This is a genomic window from Rhodococcus sp. APC 3903, from assembly GCF_030407755.1.
In the GTDB taxonomy this organism is placed as follows: domain Bacteria; phylum Actinomycetota; class Actinomycetes; order Mycobacteriales; family Mycobacteriaceae; genus Rhodococcus_F; species Rhodococcus_F erythropolis.
In genome coordinates, this window is sequence record NZ_JASDCV010000006.1 from 38,499 (window position 1) to 54,873 (window position 16,375).

Annotated in this window: 16 protein-coding genes; 3 read left to right on the plus strand and 13 right to left on the minus strand. The window is 64.0% G+C overall.

Going from position 1 to position 16,375, the window contains the following annotated elements; genetic code table 11:
• Positions 1-316: 316 nt before the first annotated feature.
• The 10 genes from QMA15_RS10095 to QMA15_RS10140 all read right to left on the minus strand — a co-directional run bounded on the left by QMA15_RS10095 (position 317) and on the right by QMA15_RS10140 (position 11,367).
• Positions 317-862, minus strand: coding sequence for a DUF3558 domain-containing protein (locus QMA15_RS10095; protein WP_060939051.1), 546 nt, complete (start codon positions 860-862; stop codon positions 317-319).
• Entirely contained in the window at positions 859-1,407 is a 549-nt protein-coding gene (locus QMA15_RS10100; protein WP_070384958.1) for a DUF3558 domain-containing protein, read from the minus strand. Before QMA15_RS10100 ends, QMA15_RS10095 begins: the two co-directional genes overlap by 4 nt.
• Before the next feature lie 83 nt (positions 1,408-1,490).
• The gene (locus QMA15_RS10105) at positions 1,491-2,102 is read right to left on the minus strand and encodes a TetR/AcrR family transcriptional regulator (RefSeq protein WP_047889739.1); all 612 of its coding nucleotides are present in this window, start codon (positions 2,100-2,102) and stop codon (positions 1,491-1,493) included.
• A 42-nt stretch (positions 2,103-2,144) separates the two neighbouring features.
• Positions 2,145-2,930, minus strand: a complete 786-nt coding sequence (locus tag QMA15_RS10110) for an enoyl-CoA hydratase family protein (RefSeq protein ID WP_020906835.1) — start codon at positions 2,928-2,930, stop codon at positions 2,145-2,147.
• Positions 2,931-2,954: 24 nt separating this feature from the next.
• Positions 2,955-4,115, minus strand: a complete 1,161-nt coding sequence (locus QMA15_RS10115) for an acyl-CoA dehydrogenase family protein (RefSeq protein ID WP_029536739.1) — start codon at positions 4,113-4,115, stop codon at positions 2,955-2,957.
• On the minus strand, positions 4,115-6,100 hold the full coding sequence (locus QMA15_RS10120) for a biotin carboxylase N-terminal domain-containing protein (protein ID WP_290284263.1): 1,986 nt from the start codon (positions 6,098-6,100) through the stop codon (positions 4,115-4,117). Before QMA15_RS10120 ends, QMA15_RS10115 begins: the two co-directional genes overlap by 1 nt.
• A gap of 8 nt (positions 6,101-6,108) precedes the next feature.
• The gene (locus QMA15_RS10125; RefSeq protein ID WP_019744291.1) at positions 6,109-7,707 is read right to left on the minus strand and encodes a carboxyl transferase domain-containing protein; all 1,599 of its coding nucleotides are present in this window, start codon (positions 7,705-7,707) and stop codon (positions 6,109-6,111) included.
• Positions 7,704-8,852, minus strand: a complete 1,149-nt coding sequence (locus QMA15_RS10130; protein WP_007728404.1) for an acyl-CoA dehydrogenase family protein — start codon at positions 8,850-8,852, stop codon at positions 7,704-7,706. The genes QMA15_RS10125 and QMA15_RS10130 overlap by 4 nt, the downstream gene beginning before the upstream one ends.
• Positions 8,849-10,570: an acyclic terpene utilization AtuA family protein gene (locus QMA15_RS10135; protein WP_290284266.1), complete on the minus strand. Its 1,722-nt coding sequence runs from the start codon at positions 10,568-10,570 to the stop codon at positions 8,849-8,851. Before QMA15_RS10135 ends, QMA15_RS10130 begins: the two co-directional genes overlap by 4 nt.
• On the minus strand, positions 10,567-11,367 hold the full coding sequence (locus QMA15_RS10140; RefSeq protein WP_031331858.1) for a TIGR03084 family metal-binding protein: 801 nt from the start codon (positions 11,365-11,367) through the stop codon (positions 10,567-10,569). The genes QMA15_RS10135 and QMA15_RS10140 overlap by 4 nt, the downstream gene beginning before the upstream one ends.
• A 109-nt stretch (positions 11,368-11,476) precedes the next feature.
• On the opposite strand from QMA15_RS10140, the gene QMA15_RS10145 reads away from it, so the two are divergent.
• The 3 genes from QMA15_RS10145 to QMA15_RS10155 are packed head-to-tail and all read left to right on the plus strand — an operon-like array spanning position 11,477 to position 13,706.
• Positions 11,477-12,277 (plus strand): crotonase/enoyl-CoA hydratase family protein, encoded by an 801-nt coding sequence (locus QMA15_RS10145; RefSeq protein WP_020906831.1) that lies wholly within the window; start codon positions 11,477-11,479, stop codon positions 12,275-12,277.
• On the plus strand, positions 12,274-13,134 hold the full coding sequence (locus QMA15_RS10150; RefSeq protein WP_020906830.1) for an EamA family transporter: 861 nt from the start codon (positions 12,274-12,276) through the stop codon (positions 13,132-13,134). The genes QMA15_RS10145 and QMA15_RS10150 overlap by 4 nt, the downstream gene beginning before the upstream one ends.
• 44 nt (positions 13,135-13,178) lie before the next feature.
• Entirely contained in the window at positions 13,179-13,706 is a 528-nt protein-coding gene (locus QMA15_RS10155) for a gamma carbonic anhydrase family protein (RefSeq protein WP_003941993.1), read from the plus strand.
• Positions 13,707-13,746: 40 nt separating this feature from the next.
• Here QMA15_RS10155 and QMA15_RS10160 read toward each other — a convergent pair whose 3' ends face one another.
• Genes QMA15_RS10160 through QMA15_RS10170 form a run of 3 tightly spaced genes read right to left on the minus strand, consistent with a single transcriptional unit; the run spans position 13,747 to position 16,308 of the window.
• Entirely contained in the window at positions 13,747-14,733 is a 987-nt protein-coding gene (locus QMA15_RS10160; RefSeq protein WP_070385008.1) for a pirin family protein, read from the minus strand.
• 20 nt (positions 14,734-14,753) lie between these two features.
• Positions 14,754-15,227, minus strand: coding sequence for a MarR family transcriptional regulator (locus QMA15_RS10165; protein WP_172933348.1), 474 nt, complete (start codon positions 15,225-15,227; stop codon positions 14,754-14,756).
• Complete coding sequence (locus QMA15_RS10170) at positions 15,214-16,308, minus strand: LLM class flavin-dependent oxidoreductase (RefSeq protein WP_020906827.1); 1,095 nt, start codon at positions 16,306-16,308, stop codon at positions 15,214-15,216. The genes QMA15_RS10165 and QMA15_RS10170 overlap by 14 nt, the downstream gene beginning before the upstream one ends.
• Positions 16,309-16,375 lie beyond the last annotated feature (67 nt).

The following is a 16,375-nucleotide window of genomic DNA, read 5'->3' on the forward strand; positions in this document are numbered from 1 at the left end:
CAAGAGAGCTGCTGCTCCTCACCCACCTCAGAGTCTGTACTCAGCACTTTCATGCCGCGCACTGCCCCCGAGGTCGGGCGTGTCGCATACCCCCACACAGGCAGCCGGATGCTCGTTCATCAGCAGTTTCTGCTCGAACGCGCGCACGGCAATACCTAGCTAGGCACACAGATCGGCCCGGGCATGCCGGACACGACCCATAACGATACCTGTCGGCGCGCCACGAGGTCAAAGCGAGGCCACGGTGATAGTGACCTCACGCTCTGACCAGACACTCTGGCTGCAAACTCAGACCACGCAGCCGGACCGGTCACGATCAGATGCTGCGGTTCAACGTCAACGCGCCGAGCTTTGCCGCAGCCTCGCACGGATCCGCGCCGCCCTGCGGCTCGGTGACCCACCAACCGAACACTCCCCCGGCCGGTGCGCTCGCGCTCACGCCGCAACTCTGCGGATCGGCCGGCTGGCGAACCTCGTAACCGCCACTGCCGTTGATGTCGATTTTCGCCACCACGTATCCCAGATGTTCGAATGCAGCGCGCTCGTGATCGAGGGTGCCCGTCTCGAACCAGTTGAAGGTGATCTTGATCGGACCCGCGGCCCCGATGCCGTCCCAACGGCAGATAGCGCCGAAGAACCCACGCCCGACGGCGTCGGCACCCACGGCACCGGCGATCTGCTCGTCGGTGACGGCCTCGCATTCTTGGAGGACGTTGGCGAATTCCTGGCTGTCACTACCGCCGTAGCTGCCCTCCGCACGGGGAGTCCCGATGACCACCGAGCCGCAGCCTGTCAGCAGAACCAGCGATCCAGCCAGGGCGAGCCCGATCCGTACGCGCTTCACGGCGCCCTCGAACTTCACTGTGCCCTCGAAACTGTTTTTTCCATCAGATCCCGCGCCACCGTGCATGGATCCGCGGTCGGTGGCAGCAAACCGTAGGTGATCGACCAGTGCACGAAGTCTCCGCCGAACGCGATACCCAACTCGCACAGCGAACCTGCCGTGGACGCGATGAAGCCTTGATGACCGCCGATCGTGATGTCGGCGGCGGGACGTCCGAGCAGGTCGGACCCGGCCCGTTCGCGGCCGATCGGGCTACCGCGGTACCAGGAGAAACTGACGCTCGGACCGCTCGAACCAGCGACCTCCCACTGGCAACCGACACCGTTGCGCGTCGTCGTCGCAAAAGCGCCGAGGTTGAAGGCATTGACAACTTCTTCGTCGGTCACCGAGCCGCATTCGGCGAACATCGGACCGGGATCGGTGGGTGCGAGTGCCGGCGAACTGGCGTCGTCGCCCGGCTGATCGACGGCCCCGTCGTCGGAGCTGCAGCCGACCACCGCCGAAAGCACGGCAGCCGAGACCAATACCGAAGTCCCGATCGAAGTGAGGGTGCGTGCGGCCATGGAGCCGACTGTACTTCTCGGTGGCCCCCGACACACGCCACGTGCGCACCTCGCTTATCGGTCGCCGCCACGCCGCTACCGATTCAGGGAGTTGCGACCGGTACCCGAACCAGCGTGGAATCCAATTGCGCCGCCCATTGTTTGACCACCTCGGTGCGTCGCCGCGAGTCGTCGGTCAAGACATCTGCCAGCCCCAGCCCGCGGGCCAGGTCCAGGGTCGCCTGTACCAAACGGTGCGTCACCGGATCGGAGTCGTCGACGCCCAGACTCTCGACGGCCATGCGGTGCGCGATGCGCCCGAACCGTTCCTCGAGGGGCAACACGCGGGCCCGCAGGTCGGGGTCGGAGGCAGCGGCCGTCCACACCTGCAGTGCTGCTTTGAACAGAGTCCCGGTGTAGTACTCGACCAACCGCGAAATGACCGCCTCGGTTCGTCCGGCACCCACCGGAAGGTCGGTCGATTCCTTTCGTGCCTGATCCATCCTGGCGTCGAACATCACCTCGAGCGCCGCGGTGATGAGGTCCTCGCGGGTCGGGAAGTGATGCTGCATCGCACCGCGGGACACCCCGGCACGCTGGGCGACGACGCTCATCGTCGTTGCGCTCCATCCGAGTTCGGCGAGACACTCCACAGTCACTTCGAGCAGGTGGGAGCGCGTGACTCGACTTCGGTCCTGCTTGGGTTCTCGAGTCATCGCGCCGCCATCCTTTCTACCGCTGTGTTCCAGTGCGCAGTTCTACTGCGCCCAGGCTGCTGGACGCTTCTGCAAGAAAGACATCATGCCCTCACGAGCCTCGTCAGAGGAAAACAGCCGGGCCGACTGCGCGATCATCTCCTCGCCGTCACGGTCGAATCCGGCCAGGACCGAACGCGTCGTGATCCACTTCGATTCGGCAAGTCCCTGCGGTGAACATTGGCGCAAGGTGCCGAGCAGTTCGGTGATCGACTCCCCCGTGTCCTGCGACGCGGCGGTGACGAGTCCGATGGATTCGGCCTCGTGCTGGCCGAACTTCTCTCCGGTGAGCAGGTATCGGCTCGCAGATCGCTGGTCGAGCCTCGGTAGGACCGTGAGCGAAATGATGGACGCTGCCAAACCCAACCGTGATTCCGTCACCGCGAAGGTGCTCGCCGGTCCGGCGACGACGATGTCGCACGCCCCGACAAGACCCATACCCCCGGCTCGGACGTGACCGTCGATGCGCCCGATCACCGGCTTGGGAAGCTCGAGAATGCTGCGCAAGAGCGTCAGCATTCCCCGCCCTCGTTCTTTGACGGCCTCTTCCGGTGACGCGGACGATCCGGAAGCCTCGCTGAGATCGGCTCCCGCACAGAATGTTCCACCGGTGTGGGTGAGCACCACCGCTCGAACTGCCGGATCGGCGGCCGCTGACGTCAACCCCGCTTGTAACTCCGTGACCAACCGCGTCGAAATCGCGTTGCGGTTGTGGGGTGAGTCGAGAGTGATCGTGGCAGCACCGCCCGATACTTCGTACCGTACGTATGGCTTGTCCTGATCCGTCATGAGTCTCCTCTTCAGTAGGACCGTTTAGTACGACCGCGGCAGACCGAGAGAGTGCTGCGAGACGAAGTTGAGGATCATCTCGCGGCTCACCGGCGCGACGCGGGCGATACGGGCCGCGCCGAGCATGGCGGCCAACCCGTATTCCTTCGTCAGGCCTGCGCCGCCGTGCGTCTGGATCGCCTGATCGAGCGCCTTGATGCTGGCTTCGGCGGCGGCGTACTTTGCCATGTTCGCGGCTTCGGCAGCACCGAAATCGTCGCCGCTGTCGTAGAGCACCGCGGCCTTCTGCATCATCAGCTTGGCGAGCTCGAGTTCGATCTTCACCTGCGCGAGTGGATGCGAAATACCTTGGTGCGCACCGATCGGCGTCTTCCACACCGTGCGCTCGTTGGCGAACTTCACCGCAGCGTTCAGGGCGTAACGGCCCATACCGATGGCCATCGACGCACCCAGGATGCGCTCGGGGTTGAGGCCGGCGAACAACTGCATCAGGGCGGCATCGGCTTCACCGACCAGAGCGTCGGCCGGCAAACGGACGTCGTCGAGGAACAAGATGAACTGGTGGTCCGGCTCGATGATGTCCATCTCCATCTGCGTCTTCACGAATCCGGGAGAATCCGTGGGGACGATGAACAGAGCGGGCTTGAGCTTGCCGGTCTTGGAGTCCTCGGTGCGCGCGACGATGAGGACCGCGTCAGCCTGATCGACACCCGAGATGTAGATCTTGTTGCCGCTCAGGATCCAGTCGTCGCCATCCCTGCGTGCCGTCGTGGTGATCTGATGAGAGTTGGAACCGGCGTCGGCCTCGGTGATTCCGAACGCCATGATCTTGGAGCCGTCGGCGAGGCTGGGTAGCCACTGCTGCTTCTGCTCCGCCGTGCCGTACTTGCCGATGATGGTGCCGCAGATGGCCGGGGATACGACAACCAGGAGCAGACCGGCACCCTGCGCCGCCAATTCCTCCTGCACCAGCGCGAGTTCGTAGATACCGGCACCGCCGCCGCCGTATTCCTCCGGCAGGTTGACGCCCAGGAATCCGAGTTTGCCCGCCTCGTTCCACAATTCGGTGAGCGGCTCACCCTTGCGCGCCTTGGGCAGCACGTAGTCGACGTAGTTGAAGCGCTCACCCAGTTTGGAAACGGATGCCCGCAGTTCCTTCTGCTCTTCGGTTTCGATGAAACTCATCATGCTTCCTCTTCTGTAGCGGGTTCTTCCACACGTGCGAGTACCGATCCGACCTCGACCTGCTGACCGACGGCGACCGGAAGTTCTACCAGGACACCGGCAGTCGGCGCGGTGACGGTGTGTTCCATCTTCATGGCCTCTAGCCACAGAATCGGCTGGCCGGCAGTGACGGTGTCACCGAGTGCGGCACCGAGGCGGATAACCGATCCCGGCATCGGAGCGAGCAACGAACCGGCGGCGACTTCCGCCGACGGATCCACGAAGCGCGGTGCTGCCGTCAACGCGACCGGCCCCAGCGAGGAGTCGACAAAAATCTCACTCCCGTATGCCGCCACGTCAAACGAACGCCGTACTCCGCCCTGCTCGAGCACTACCCGTGCAGCAGTTGCCGATACCAGGCTCACGTCGTCGAAGCCTTCTGCGTTCAACACGCCGCTTCGGCTCAGGGAGTAGCGGACGTCGTAGTCGCCCGACGCAGTGGAGTAGCTCTTGCTCTGCGGCTGCGACGGGAGGTTGCGCCACCCGCTGGGCAAGCGGCCGATGACGCGCGCCGACGCCCGGTTGTGCGCGGCATCGGCAAGTGCCGCCGCCAGCGCCGAAAGCCTTTCGGCGTCGGTGTCGGCCAGAGGCGTTGACAACTTCTCGAGGTCATGGGTCTCGAAGAACGCCGTATCGGTGTCCCCGGCAATGAAGGCGGGGTGAGCCAGGACATTGACGAGCAGATCGCGGTTGGTGCGCAGGCCGTGAATCCTGGTGCGCGCCAGCGTCGACGCGAGCAGCCGCGCAGCTGCGGTCCGCGTCGGCGCGTACGAGATGACCTTGGCCAACATCGGGTCGTAGTGGACGCCGACAACACTGCCGTCGACGACGCCGGAGTCGAGGCGAACGCCCTGCTCACGCAGAACACTGAATTCTTGCGGGTCACCGGGCAACTCGATGTGGTGAACGGTTCCGCTCTGCGGTTGCCAGTTCTTGGCGGGGTCCTCGGCGTACAGGCGCACCTCGATGGAATGTCCGCGAATCTCCGGCTGCTCGTCCGGAAGCACTTCACCTGAAGCGACCTGCAATTGCAGTTCCACCAGATCGAGTCCGGTGGTGCACTCGGTGACGGGATGCTCCACCTGCAGGCGAGTGTTCATCTCCAGAAAAAAGAAGTCACCCTTTTCGTCTGCCAGGAATTCAACGGTTCCCGCACCCTCGTAGCCGATGGCGTTGGCTGCGAGCCGCGAGGCGTCGAACAGCTTGTCGCGCATGGCGGGGATGCGTTGCACGAGCGGCGACGGTGCCTCTTCGACCACCTTCTGATGCCGACGCTGGATCGAGCACTCGCGCTCCCCCACCGCCCACACCCCGCCGTGGCGGTCGGCCATCACCTGGACCTCGATGTGACGACCGGTCTCGAGGTAGCGCTCACAGAAGACAGTCGGGTCACCGAAGGCGGACTGCGCCTCACGCCGCGCTGCTTCCAGTTCGCCTTCCAGCGCTGACAATTCACGAACGACACGCATTCCGCGTCCGCCGCCGCCCGCCGACGCCTTGATCAGCACTGGCAGATGAGCTTCGGTCACCGCAATGGGATCGAGTTCGGAAAGCACCGGCACTCCGGCGGCGTCCATGATCTTCTTGGACTCGACCTTCGACCCCATGAGCTCGATGGATTCGACGGGCGGGCCGATCCACGTCAGCCCCGCGTCGATGACGCTGCGCGCGAACTCCGCGTTCTCGGAGAGGAATCCGTAGCCGGGGTGAATCGCGTCGGCGCCTGAAGCCTTGGCGGCGGCGATGATGAGCTCACCCCGCAGGTAGGTCTCGGCAGGCGTGTTACCCGGCAGGCGAACCGAAGCATCGGCTTCGGCGACGTGCGGGCTGTCGGCATCCGCGTCGGAAAAAACCGCAACCGTGCCGATTCCGTTCTTGCGGCAGGTTGCAAAGACACGGCGGGCGATTTCGCCACGATTGGCGACCAGTACTGAAGTGATTGTCACGGCGTGCCTCACATACGGAAGACGCCGAAGTTCTCGGTGCCTTCGATCGGGGCGGTGGCAATGGCCGACAGGCACATTCCCACCACGGTGCGGGTGTCTCGGGGATCGATGACGCCGTCGTCGTACAGACGCCCGGACAGGAACATCGGAAGTGACTCGGCCTCGATCTGGTTCTCGATCATCGCGCGCATGCCGGCATCAGCCTGCTCGTCGAAAACCTGGCCGCGGGCCTCGGCAGCAGCGCGTCCCACGATGGAGATGACGCCGGCGAGCTGCGCACCGCCCATGACGGCGGACTTGGAACTGGGCCAGGCAAAGAGGAATCTCGGATCGAATGCCCGTCCGCACATGCCGTAGTGACCGGCGCCGTACGACGCTCCGAGCAGGATCGAGATGTGCGGAACCTTGGAGTTGGCAACCGCATTGATCATCATCGATCCGTGCTTGATCATGCCGCCCTCCTCGTACTCCTTACCCACCATGTAGCCGGTGGTGTTGTGCAGGAACAGCAACGGCGTGTTGGAGCGGTTGGCAAGCTGGATGAACTGCGTTGCCTTCTGGGACTCTTCGCTGAAGAGAACTCCACGTGCGTTGGCCAGGATGCCGATCGGGTAACCGTTGAGTTCGGCCCAGCCGGTCACGAGGGAGGAACCGTAGAGCGGCTTGAACTCGTCGAAGTCGGAACCGTCGACGATACGGGCGATGACCTCACGCGGATCGAACGGAATCTTCAGGTCGGCCGGAACGATGCCGAGCAACTCTTCCGGATCCTCGAGCGGTTCGATGATCTCCGCGCGAGGCGCCGGCCCCTTCTTGGTCCAGTTGAGTCGCTTGACGATCGAGCGACCGATGCGGATCGCGTCCTGCTCGTCGGCTGCGAAGTAGTCAGCCAACCCGGACTTGCGAGCGTGCATTTCGGCGCCGCCGAGTGCCTCGTCATCTGATTCCTCACCGGTGGCCATCTTGACCAGCGGCGGGCCTGCGAGGAACACCTTGGAGCGTTCCTTGATCATCACGACGTGGTCGGACATGCCCGGGATGTACGCGCCGCCGGCAGTCGAGTTACCGAAGACCAGTGCAATGGTGGGGATACCGGCTGCGGAAAGCTGTGTGAGGTCACGGAACATACGCCCGCCCGGGATGAACACCTCCTTCTGCGTCGGCAGGTCTGCACCGCCGGACTCGACCAGCGAGATCACCGGGAGGCGATTTTGCATGGCGATGTCGTTGGCGCGGAATCCCTTACGCAGCGTCCACGGATTGCTGGTGCCGCCGCGCACGGTGGGATCGTTGGCGACGATCAGGCATTCGACACCTTCGACAACGCCGATACCGACCACGGTGCTGGCGCCGACCGGGAAGTCACTCCCCCACGCAGCGAGGGGACACAGCTCGAGGAACGGCGAATCCTGATCGAGCAGGAGTTCGATCCGCTCGCGCGCCAGAAGCTTTCCCCGCTTGTGGTGCCGCTCGGTGTACTTCTCGCCGCCACCGGCAAGCGCCTTGGCGTGCTCGACCTCGATCTCGGCGAGCTTGGTGTTCATGGTCGATGTTGCGGTCTGATACACCTCGGAATTGGTGTCCAGCGTTGACCGGATGACACTCATGACTGATACCCCAATCGCTTGGCCGCGAGGCCGGTGAGGATTTCGGTGGTTCCGCCACCGATTCCCAGAATTCGCATGTCCCGGTATTGCCTCTCCACTTCACTTTCCTGCATGTATCCGAGGCCGCCGAACAGCTGAACGGCTTGGTTCGCAACCCATTCGCCCGTCTCGACTGCCGTGTTCTTCGCGAAGCACACCTCGGCGATCAGGTCGCCGTCACCGGCCATGTACCGCTCGATCACCGAGTGGGTGTACACCTTGGCGACGTCGATCTTGCGGGCCATCTCGGTGACGGTGTTCTGCACGGCCTGCCGGCTGATCAGGGGGCGACCGAAAGTTTCGCGGGCGCGGCACCATTCGAGGGTCAGCTCCAGGCAACGTTCTGCACTGGCATACGCCTGCGCGGCGAGCGCGACACGTTCGGAAACAAATGCCTGGGCGATCTGCGCGAAGCCGCTGTTCTCTGCGCCGACCAGATTCTCCACCGGAACCCGGGCATCGACAAAGGACAGTTCCGCGGTATCGGATGCACGCCAGCCCATCTTCTCGAGTTTGCGTGAGACGGTGAATCCCGGTGTGCCCTTCTCGATCACGAGCAGTGAGACACCACCCGCGCCGGGGCCACCGGTGCGCACTGCGGTAACGACGAAGTCGGCTCGAACGCCGGAGGTGATGAACGTCTTGGCGCCGTTCACGACGTAATGATCGCCGTCGCGCTTGGCTGTGGTTGTCAGATGCCCGACGTCGCTGCCTCCGCCAGGCTCGGTGATGGCGAGCGAGCCGATCTTGTCGCCGCGCAGGGTCGGCTTGACCCACTTCTCGATCTGCGCCTCGTCGCCCGCTGCAATCAGGTGCGGCACCGCGATGCCGCAGGTGAAGAGCGATGCGAACAGCCCGCCCGACGCACCTGCCTGATGCATCTCCTCACAGATCACGATGGAGTCGACGGCGTCGCCGCCCTCACCGCCCGCCGATTCGGGAGCACTGGCGCCGAGCAGCCCGAGAGCGCCTGCCTTGCGGTGCAATTCGCGCGGAATCTCACCGTCGCGCTCCCACTGCGTCAGATGCGGCAGAATCTCCTGGTTCACGAATCCGCGTACGGTCTCGCGAAGCGCAAGCCTTTCCGGTGTGGTCCACACGGTCACCGTGAATCCTCTTTCTCGTCAGTTACGGGGAGTAGCGAAATCGGGATGTCGATGTGGCGCGAACGCAGCCATTCACCAATTCCCTTGGCCTGCGGATCGAACCGCGCCTGCGAGGCAACACCCTGACCGAGGATTCCCTCGATCACGAAGTTGACGGCACGAAGGTGCGGAAGCTGGTAGCGAGTGACGTTCAGGTCTGCTGCTTCCGGTAGCAGTTCCTTGAGCATCTCGACGGTCAGATTGTGCGCCAACCACTTCCACTGATCGTCCGTGCGAACCCAGACGCCGACGTTGGCATTTCCACCCTTGTCGCCACTACGGGCACCGGCGATCGTGCCGAGTGGCACCGAAAGCGAAGACTGTGGCGGCAACGGCTCCGGACGCTCAGGTTCGTCGACGGCTTCGAGGTCCTGCGTCAGCGTCGACGGAGCGATGTCCACGCGAGTGCCGTCGGGCAGTACGGCCACGTGAGGCACCGATCCGGCGTCGACGTAGCCGGGGGTGAACACTCCGTACGGTTGTCCGTTGCTCGGCGGCGCGGTCAGCGAGAAGCCTGGGTAACTGGCAAGCGCCATTTCCACCGCAACCGCAGAGAAGGGACGACCGATCACCTTGGGATCGGAATCGCGAACCACGCAGCGCAGTAACGCACTCGCGGTTTCCTCGGTGTCGGAATCCGGGTGATCCGTGCGAGCGAGAGTCCAGACCAGTTCGGCGGGCTTCTTCGTCAGCCAGGATTCGAGTTGAGTCTTCGCCAGATCGGCCTTGGCCTCGATGTCGAGACCGGTGAGAATGAAAGTGGCCTCGTTGCGGAACCCGGCCAGCGTGTTGAGTGAGACCTTGTACTGCGGCGGCGGAGCCTCGCCCGTGACTCCGCTGATCAGCACCCGATCCGGGCCTTCCTGGGTGAGCACCGCGTTGTCGATGCGGGTGGTCACGTCCGGGCCTGCGTAGCGTCCACCCGTGATCTCGTACAGCAGCTGCGCCGTCACGGTGCCGACGCTCACCTCGCCGTCCGTACCGGCATGCTTGGTGATGACCGAAGATCCGTCCGCGTTGATCTCGGCGATCGGGAAGCCCGGACGGCCCAGATTCGGAATCTCGGTGAAGAACGCGTAGTTGCCGCCGGTGGCCTGGGTTCCGCACTCGATGACGTGGCCCGCCGCGACAGCACCGGCCAGCTGATCGAAATCATCTCGCTTCCAACCGAAATGGTGAGCGGCGGGACCGACGATCACCGAAGCGTCGGTGACACGTCCGGTGACCACGACATCGGCGTCGGCTGACAATGCTTCGACGATGCCCCAGGCGCCGAGGTACGCGTTGGCCGTCAGCGGGGAGCCGAGTCCGAGTTCGTCTGCCCGAGAGACCAGATCGTCGCCCTCGACGTGGGCGATCTTCGCGTTCAACCCCAGCCTGGTGTTGACCTCGCGCAGCGCCTCGGCCAGTCCAGCCGGGTTGAGACCGCCGGCATTCGCGACGATCTTCACGCCCTTGTCGAGCGCAAGTCCGAGGGTGTCTTCCACCTGTCGCAGGAACGTCTTCGCGTAGCCGAGCGACGGGTCCTTCATCCGGTCCCGTCCGAGGATCAACATCGTCAGTTCGGCAAGGTAGTCGCCGGTCAGGTAGTCGAGTTCGCCGCCCTCGAGCATCTCGCGCATCGCCGAGACGCGGTCGCCGTAGAAACCGGAGCAGTTACCGATCCGTACCGAACTCATTTGCCCACCTTCGCTTCTCGTGCGGCTCGTCCCTCGCCGCTGGGTCCGGCAAATGCCTGCGCGAACCCCAACCACTCGTCTGCGTCGGCGCCAACGGCGACCAGATCGAGATCGGCGCGATTGGCACGCTGGGTGACCAGCAGGCAGAAGTCCAACGCCGGCCCGGTCACCTTCTGCGGTGCATCTTCCGGCCCCCAGGTCCAGAGCGAACCGTCCGGCGCCGTCAACTCAACCCGGAAATCGTCGGCGGGCGGCGTCTTCTCGTTGACCGAGTACGCAAAGTTCCGCGTGCGGACACCCAGATGAGCGATGTTCTTGATGCGCGCCGTCGGGGCTCGCTCGACGCCGAGCGCGTCGGCAACGTCCTGCCCGTGCGCCCACGTCTCCATCAATCGCGCAGTTGCCATGGACACTCCGCCCATGGGCGGGCCGTACCAAGGAAACTTGGTACCGGACGGGGCGGCGGTGAGAGCCTCGACGAGAGCGGTGCGCCCCGCTCGCCAATCGGCGAGCAACTCCGCCGGCGGGCGGGCCGCCTGCTCGGCAGCACCGTCGTCGACAAATCCCGCCGGATTCACGAACGCCGCCTTCAACTGCTCCGCAAACCCGTCCGGGTCGGTGATCGCCAGGATCGCAGCACTGTCCGTCCAGTGCAGGTGCCCGATCTGATGCGCGACGCTCCACCCTTCCGCCGGCGTCATTGTCGCCCACTTCTCCTCGGGCAGATCCGCAACCAGGGCGTCGAGGCTCTCGCCTTCGGCCCGCAAGTCATCGATGAACGTCTGAAGTTCGGCCATGCGACCAGCATCACACTCGGGTTCATAAAAATCAAGCACGAATGATTGTTATTGAGAAATCTTGTGGTGAGAGACTGAGCTCAACTGCCATCGACTACCAGGAGCACCCATGAGCGACGCCGTACTGATCTCGCGAACCGGCGATGTGGTCACGTGGACCCTCAATCGCCCGGACACCCGCAACGCGATCTCCGAGATCGACATGATCGAGGCCCTCGAAGACGCGGTCACCGCAGTCAACCGAGATCAGAGTGTGCGCGCGGTCATCCTCACGGGGGCCGGGTCGGCTTTCTCCTCCGGCGGCAACGTCAAACACATGCGAGACAAGGAAGGCATGTTCGGTGGTGCTCCCGGCGAGATCCGCCAGGGCTACCGGCACGGCATCCAGCGCATTCCGCTCGCGCTGTACACATGTGAGGTGCCGACCATCGCAGCCGTCAACGGCCCGGCCATCGGAGCGGGCTGCGACCTCTCCCTCATGTGTGACCTCCGCATCGCCTCGACCGCCGCAGTCTTCGCCGAGAGCTTCGTCAAGGTGGGACTCATCCCCGGCGACGGCGGAGCCTGGCTGCTCCCCCGCGCGATCGGCAACGCCCGCGCCGCCGAGATGGCGTTCACCGGCGAACCCATCGATGCTGCGAAGGCACTCGACTGGGGTCTGGTCTCGCAGATCACCGAACCCGAGGAATTGCTTTCCGCAGCGCACGCTTTGGCAGCTCGAGTAGCCGCCAATCCCCCGCAGGTACTCCGCATGACCAAGAAACTCCTCCGCGAAGGCCAGCACCAGAGCCTCGAGAGCCTGCTCGAACTCTCGGCCGCCATGCAGTCGATCGCCCACCACACCCGAGATCACCACGAAGCCGTCGCCGCGATGCTCGAGCGTCGAAGTCCCGAGTTCACCGGAGAATGAAGGCGGGCAGTCAGCTACTGCCGGTCGGCGCGGTCCTCACCTCGATACTGTCGCTCCAGTTCGGAGCGGCATTCGCGACGACCCTGTTCTCGCAGATCGGGCCGGCCGGAGCCACGACGCTTCGGCTGACGATCGCCGCGATCATCCTCGGCGTCATCGTCCGCCCGCGATGGAGCAGGTGGTCGAACCGGCAACGCAAAGGCATCTTCGCGCTGGGCATCGCCCTCGCCGTGATGAACGGCGCCTTCTACCTCGCCCTCGACACGGTGCCCATCGGCACCGCCGTCACCATCGAGTTCCTCGGACCGTTGACGCTGGCCGCAGTTCTGTCGCGTCGGTGGGCCGACGGAGCGTGGGTGCTGCTCGCCTTCGGCGGAGTGTTGCTGCTCGGGTTGGGGGATCACGGCGAATCCGGATTGGACCCGATCGGGGTGATGTTCGCGTTGATCGCCGCCACTGCGTGGGCCGGATACATCGTGGCCGGTTCCCACCTGGCCGCGACGCTCCCGAGCGCCGACGGGTTGGCAGGCGCAAGCATCGTCGCAGCCGTATTGACGCTGCCCTTCGGCGTCGTCTCGGGCGGAAGTGAACTGCTGGATCCGAAGATGCTCGCCGCAGGCGCCGCCGTCGCCATCCTCTCGTCCGTCATCCCGTACAGCTTGGAAATGTGGGCGCTGCGCTCCTTGGCCAAGAAGGTCTTCGCGGTCCTCATCGCCCTCGAACCGGCAGCGGCCGCACTGGCCGGAGTCCTCGTGATCGGGCAAACGCTCGACGCTTTCACACTCGTCGCCATCGGACTGGTGGTGACCGCGGGTGTCGGGACGGTCGTCATGAATCGAAAGTCCACACCGAAATAGTCCAGGTACCGTCAGAGCACGTCATTCCAACGCACAGGAGAACCATGACCAACCCGATCATCGCCACCGTTCTCGGTAACACCCCGCAGATCGACGAAAGTGCATTCATCGCACCCAACGCCACCGTTGTCGGCGCTGTGACCATCGCTGCGGGAGCCAGCATCTGGTACGGCGCGGTTATCCGCGGCGACGCAGAATCGATCTCCATCGGCGCTGACACCAACATTCAGGACAACTGCACGGTGCACGCCGACCCCACGTTCCCCGCAGTGCTGGGCGAGCGAATCTCGGTCGGCCACAACGCAGTGCTGCACGGGTGCACCGTCGAAGACGACGTTCTCGTCGGCATGGGTGCCGTGGTGCTCAACGGCGCACACATCGGTTCGGGATCACTGATTGCAGCCGGTGCGGTCGTGTCTCAGGGGATGCAAATCCCGCCTGGATCACTGGTCGCCGGCGTGCCCGCCAAGGTCAAACGTGAACTCTCCGAAGGCGAAAAGGCCGGTATCACCGCCAACGGCGCCGGCTACATCATGCTCGCGAAGGCTCACCAGGACATCGAACAGGCCTGATCGAGACGATGCTCGCGGACGGTAGCCGCAAGAGCACCGACTAGCCTCGGGGCCGCAACGTACTGTTCGGCAACTCGGGTGCCGGGAGCGCCGGGCCGTCGTATCCCGGCACGACGCCGAAACGCTGGTCCGGGACGCTGCCGTCGAATCCGGAGGCCAGCTCGGCCTGCCACTTGCGTCGATACTCGACGATCTCTTCGTGGGTACGACCCATGAAGTTCCACCACATGATGACCTGCTCGCCCAACGGTTTCCCGCCGAGCAGTAGCAGTCGAGCCGGTTCGGATCCCGGATTGCGCAAAGTCAGTTTTCCGAAACCTGGTGCTTGATAACCCAACTCGGCCCAGCCGACGGTGGTACCACGCAGAACAACCGATCCTTGATCGACGATCACGCCGTGCTCATGTGAACGATCGACATCGAGGGCGATCTCGGCCCCAGGATCGAGAATCACCTCGGCACCGAGTAATTCGGTGAAGGTAGACACCGGAGACGTTTCACCGGCGAGCGAGCCGAGGAACACACTGAGCGTGACACCATCGGTGGTCACCGGCTCCGGTCGATAGTGAACGAACGCGGGTGCGGTATCGCGCGCCGCATCCGGCAGCGCCACCCACAACTGCATCCCGTGCAGAACCTTCGTATTCGGCGTCGACACCTCGGAGTGCGCGATCCCACTCCCGGCCGTCATCAAATTCAGTTCACCCGGCCGCACCATCGCATGGGAACCGATGCTGTCACGGTGCTCGATCTCTCCGGTGAACAGCCAACTCACCGTTTGCAATCCGGTATGCGGATGCGGCGGCACATGCATGCCCGGTCCTGAGCCGACGTCATCCGGACCGTAATGATCGGCAAAACACCATGCCCCGATCAGCGAACGCTCGCGTTGCGGAAGGGTGCGACGCACTCGCATCGCCCGCGGGCCACCGAGCGGTACGTCGCGCGGGGTGAGAATCTGAATCTCGCTCTCCGCCGGATGGCCTTCGCATTCCTGCTCGACGGGCTGCGCTTCGAGGTTGCTCATATCGTCCATCCTGCCTCTAGTCATGACTGCGCGAGACGCAGACGCGTGCACAATTCGGCCAACATTCGAAGTTCATCCGCGTCCAGGGCCGGTCCGACGTGGCGACGAATGCTCGCCGCATGACGGCGGCCCACTGATTTCTGCAGCGCTGCACCCGCTTCGGTGAGTTGCACGATCGTCCCGCGGCGATCCTGTGGATCAACACTTCTCGATACCAGACCTTCACCCTCCAACCGTTCTACCAGGCGGCTGAGTGACGGCTGGCTCAACAGGATCTCGCGATTCAGGTCATGCAGGCGAAGTGAACTACTCGGTGTGAGGCTCAATGTGAACAGCACGTCGTACTCGCGCATCGACACCTGATCCCAGACGTCGTCGGCAGCCAACCGCCGCAGCACCGACACCTGGGCGCGAAACAAGGCTTCCCAGGCGTCGGTGGCGAGTTCGGTGGTACTGACCGGAACCTCAGGCGGTTGCTCGTCAGGCAGTGACACTGCTTGCCTCACGAGCCGCCTTCATCGACGCGTGAGTGGGCGGGTTGTCCGGCACATGTGCGGGCCGCCTGGCCGCGAACTCACGGCGCAGAACCGGAACAACTTCCTCACCGAGCAGATCGAGTTGCTCGAGCACCGTCTTGAGCGGCAGCCCGGCGTGATCCATCAGGAACAGCTGGCGCTGGTAGTCGCCGAAGAAATCGGCAAACGCCAACGTCTTCTCGATGACCTGCTCAGGGGAACCGACGGTCAGCGGCGTCTGCTCGGTGAACTCTTCGAGTGAGGGCCCGTGGCCGTACACCGGAGCATTGTCGAAATACGGACGGAATTCCTTGACCGCGTCCTGACTGTTCTTGCGCATGAAGACCTGACCACCGAGACCGACAATCGCCTGATCCGCGGAGCCGTGGCCGTAATGCTCGTAACGCTGGCGGTAGAGATTGATCAGCTCGATGTAGTGCTCTTTCGGCCAGAAGATGTTGTTCGCGAAGAATCCGTCGCCGTGATACGCCGCGATCTCCGCGATCTCGGGGCTGCGGATCGAACCGTGCCACACGAACGGCGCGACGCCGTCCAGCGGGCGCGGGGTGGACGTGAATCCCTGGAGTGGAGTGCGGTACTCCCCTTGCCAGTTCACGACCTCCTCGTCCCAGAGCCGGCGAAGAAGTTGATAGTTCTCGAGCGCCAGCGGGATACCGGCGCGAATGTCCTTGCCGAACCACGGGTACACCGGCGCGGTGTTTCCGCGTCCCATCATCAGATCGACACGCCCCTCAGCGAGGTGTTGAAGCATCGCGTAGTCCTCGGCGATCTTCACCGGGTCGTTGGTGGTGATCAGCGTCGTGGACGTGGAGAGCGTGATCTTCTCGGTCTGGGCCGCGATGTATCCGAGCATCGTGGTCGGAGATGACGGCACGAACGGCTTGTTGTGGTGCTCGCCGGTCGCGAAGACGTCGAGACCGACTTCCTCGGCGTGCTTGGCGATGGTCGTCATGGCCTTGATGCGCTCGTGCTCTGTCGGGGTCTTACCCGTCGTGGGATCAGTGGTGACGTCACCAACCGTGAAGATTCCGAACTGCATGGTTGCTCCTCCGCGAACTAGATCCATGCGTTTGCATGTAACTGATCAAACATTCAACCATCCAGCT

Bases quoted from the DNA above. Each gene is read 5' to 3' on its own strand.
- QMA15_RS10100 (WP_070384958.1), bottom strand. From the start codon at position 1,407: ATGGCCGCACGCACCCTCACTTCGATCGGGACTTCGGTATTGGTCTCG.
- QMA15_RS10105 (WP_047889739.1), bottom strand. From the start codon at position 2,102: ATGACTCGAGAACCCAAGCAGGACCGAAGTCGAGTCACGCGCTCCCAC.
- QMA15_RS10110 (WP_020906835.1), bottom strand. From the start codon at position 2,930: ATGACGGATCAGGACAAGCCATACGTACGGTACGAAGTATCGGGCGGT.
- QMA15_RS10115 (WP_029536739.1), bottom strand. From the start codon at position 4,115: ATGAGTTTCATCGAAACCGAAGAGCAGAAGGAACTGCGGGCATCCGTT.
- QMA15_RS10125 (WP_019744291.1), bottom strand. From the start codon at position 7,707: ATGAGTGTCATCCGGTCAACGCTGGACACCAATTCCGAGGTGTATCAG.
- QMA15_RS10135 (WP_290284266.1), bottom strand. From the start codon at position 10,570: ATGAGTTCGGTACGGATCGGTAACTGCTCCGGTTTCTACGGCGACCGC.
- QMA15_RS10140 (WP_031331858.1), bottom strand. From the start codon at position 11,367: ATGGCCGAACTTCAGACGTTCATCGATGACTTGCGGGCCGAAGGCGAG.
- QMA15_RS10145 (WP_020906831.1), top strand. From the start codon at position 11,477: ATGAGCGACGCCGTACTGATCTCGCGAACCGGCGATGTGGTCACGTGG.
- QMA15_RS10150 (WP_020906830.1), top strand. From the start codon at position 12,274: ATGAAGGCGGGCAGTCAGCTACTGCCGGTCGGCGCGGTCCTCACCTCG.
- QMA15_RS10155 (WP_003941993.1), top strand. From the start codon at position 13,179: ATGACCAACCCGATCATCGCCACCGTTCTCGGTAACACCCCGCAGATC.
- QMA15_RS10160 (WP_070385008.1), bottom strand. From the start codon at position 14,733: ATGAGCAACCTCGAAGCGCAGCCCGTCGAGCAGGAATGCGAAGGCCAT.
- QMA15_RS10170 (WP_020906827.1), bottom strand. From the start codon at position 16,308: ATGCAGTTCGGAATCTTCACGGTTGGTGACGTCACCACTGATCCCACG.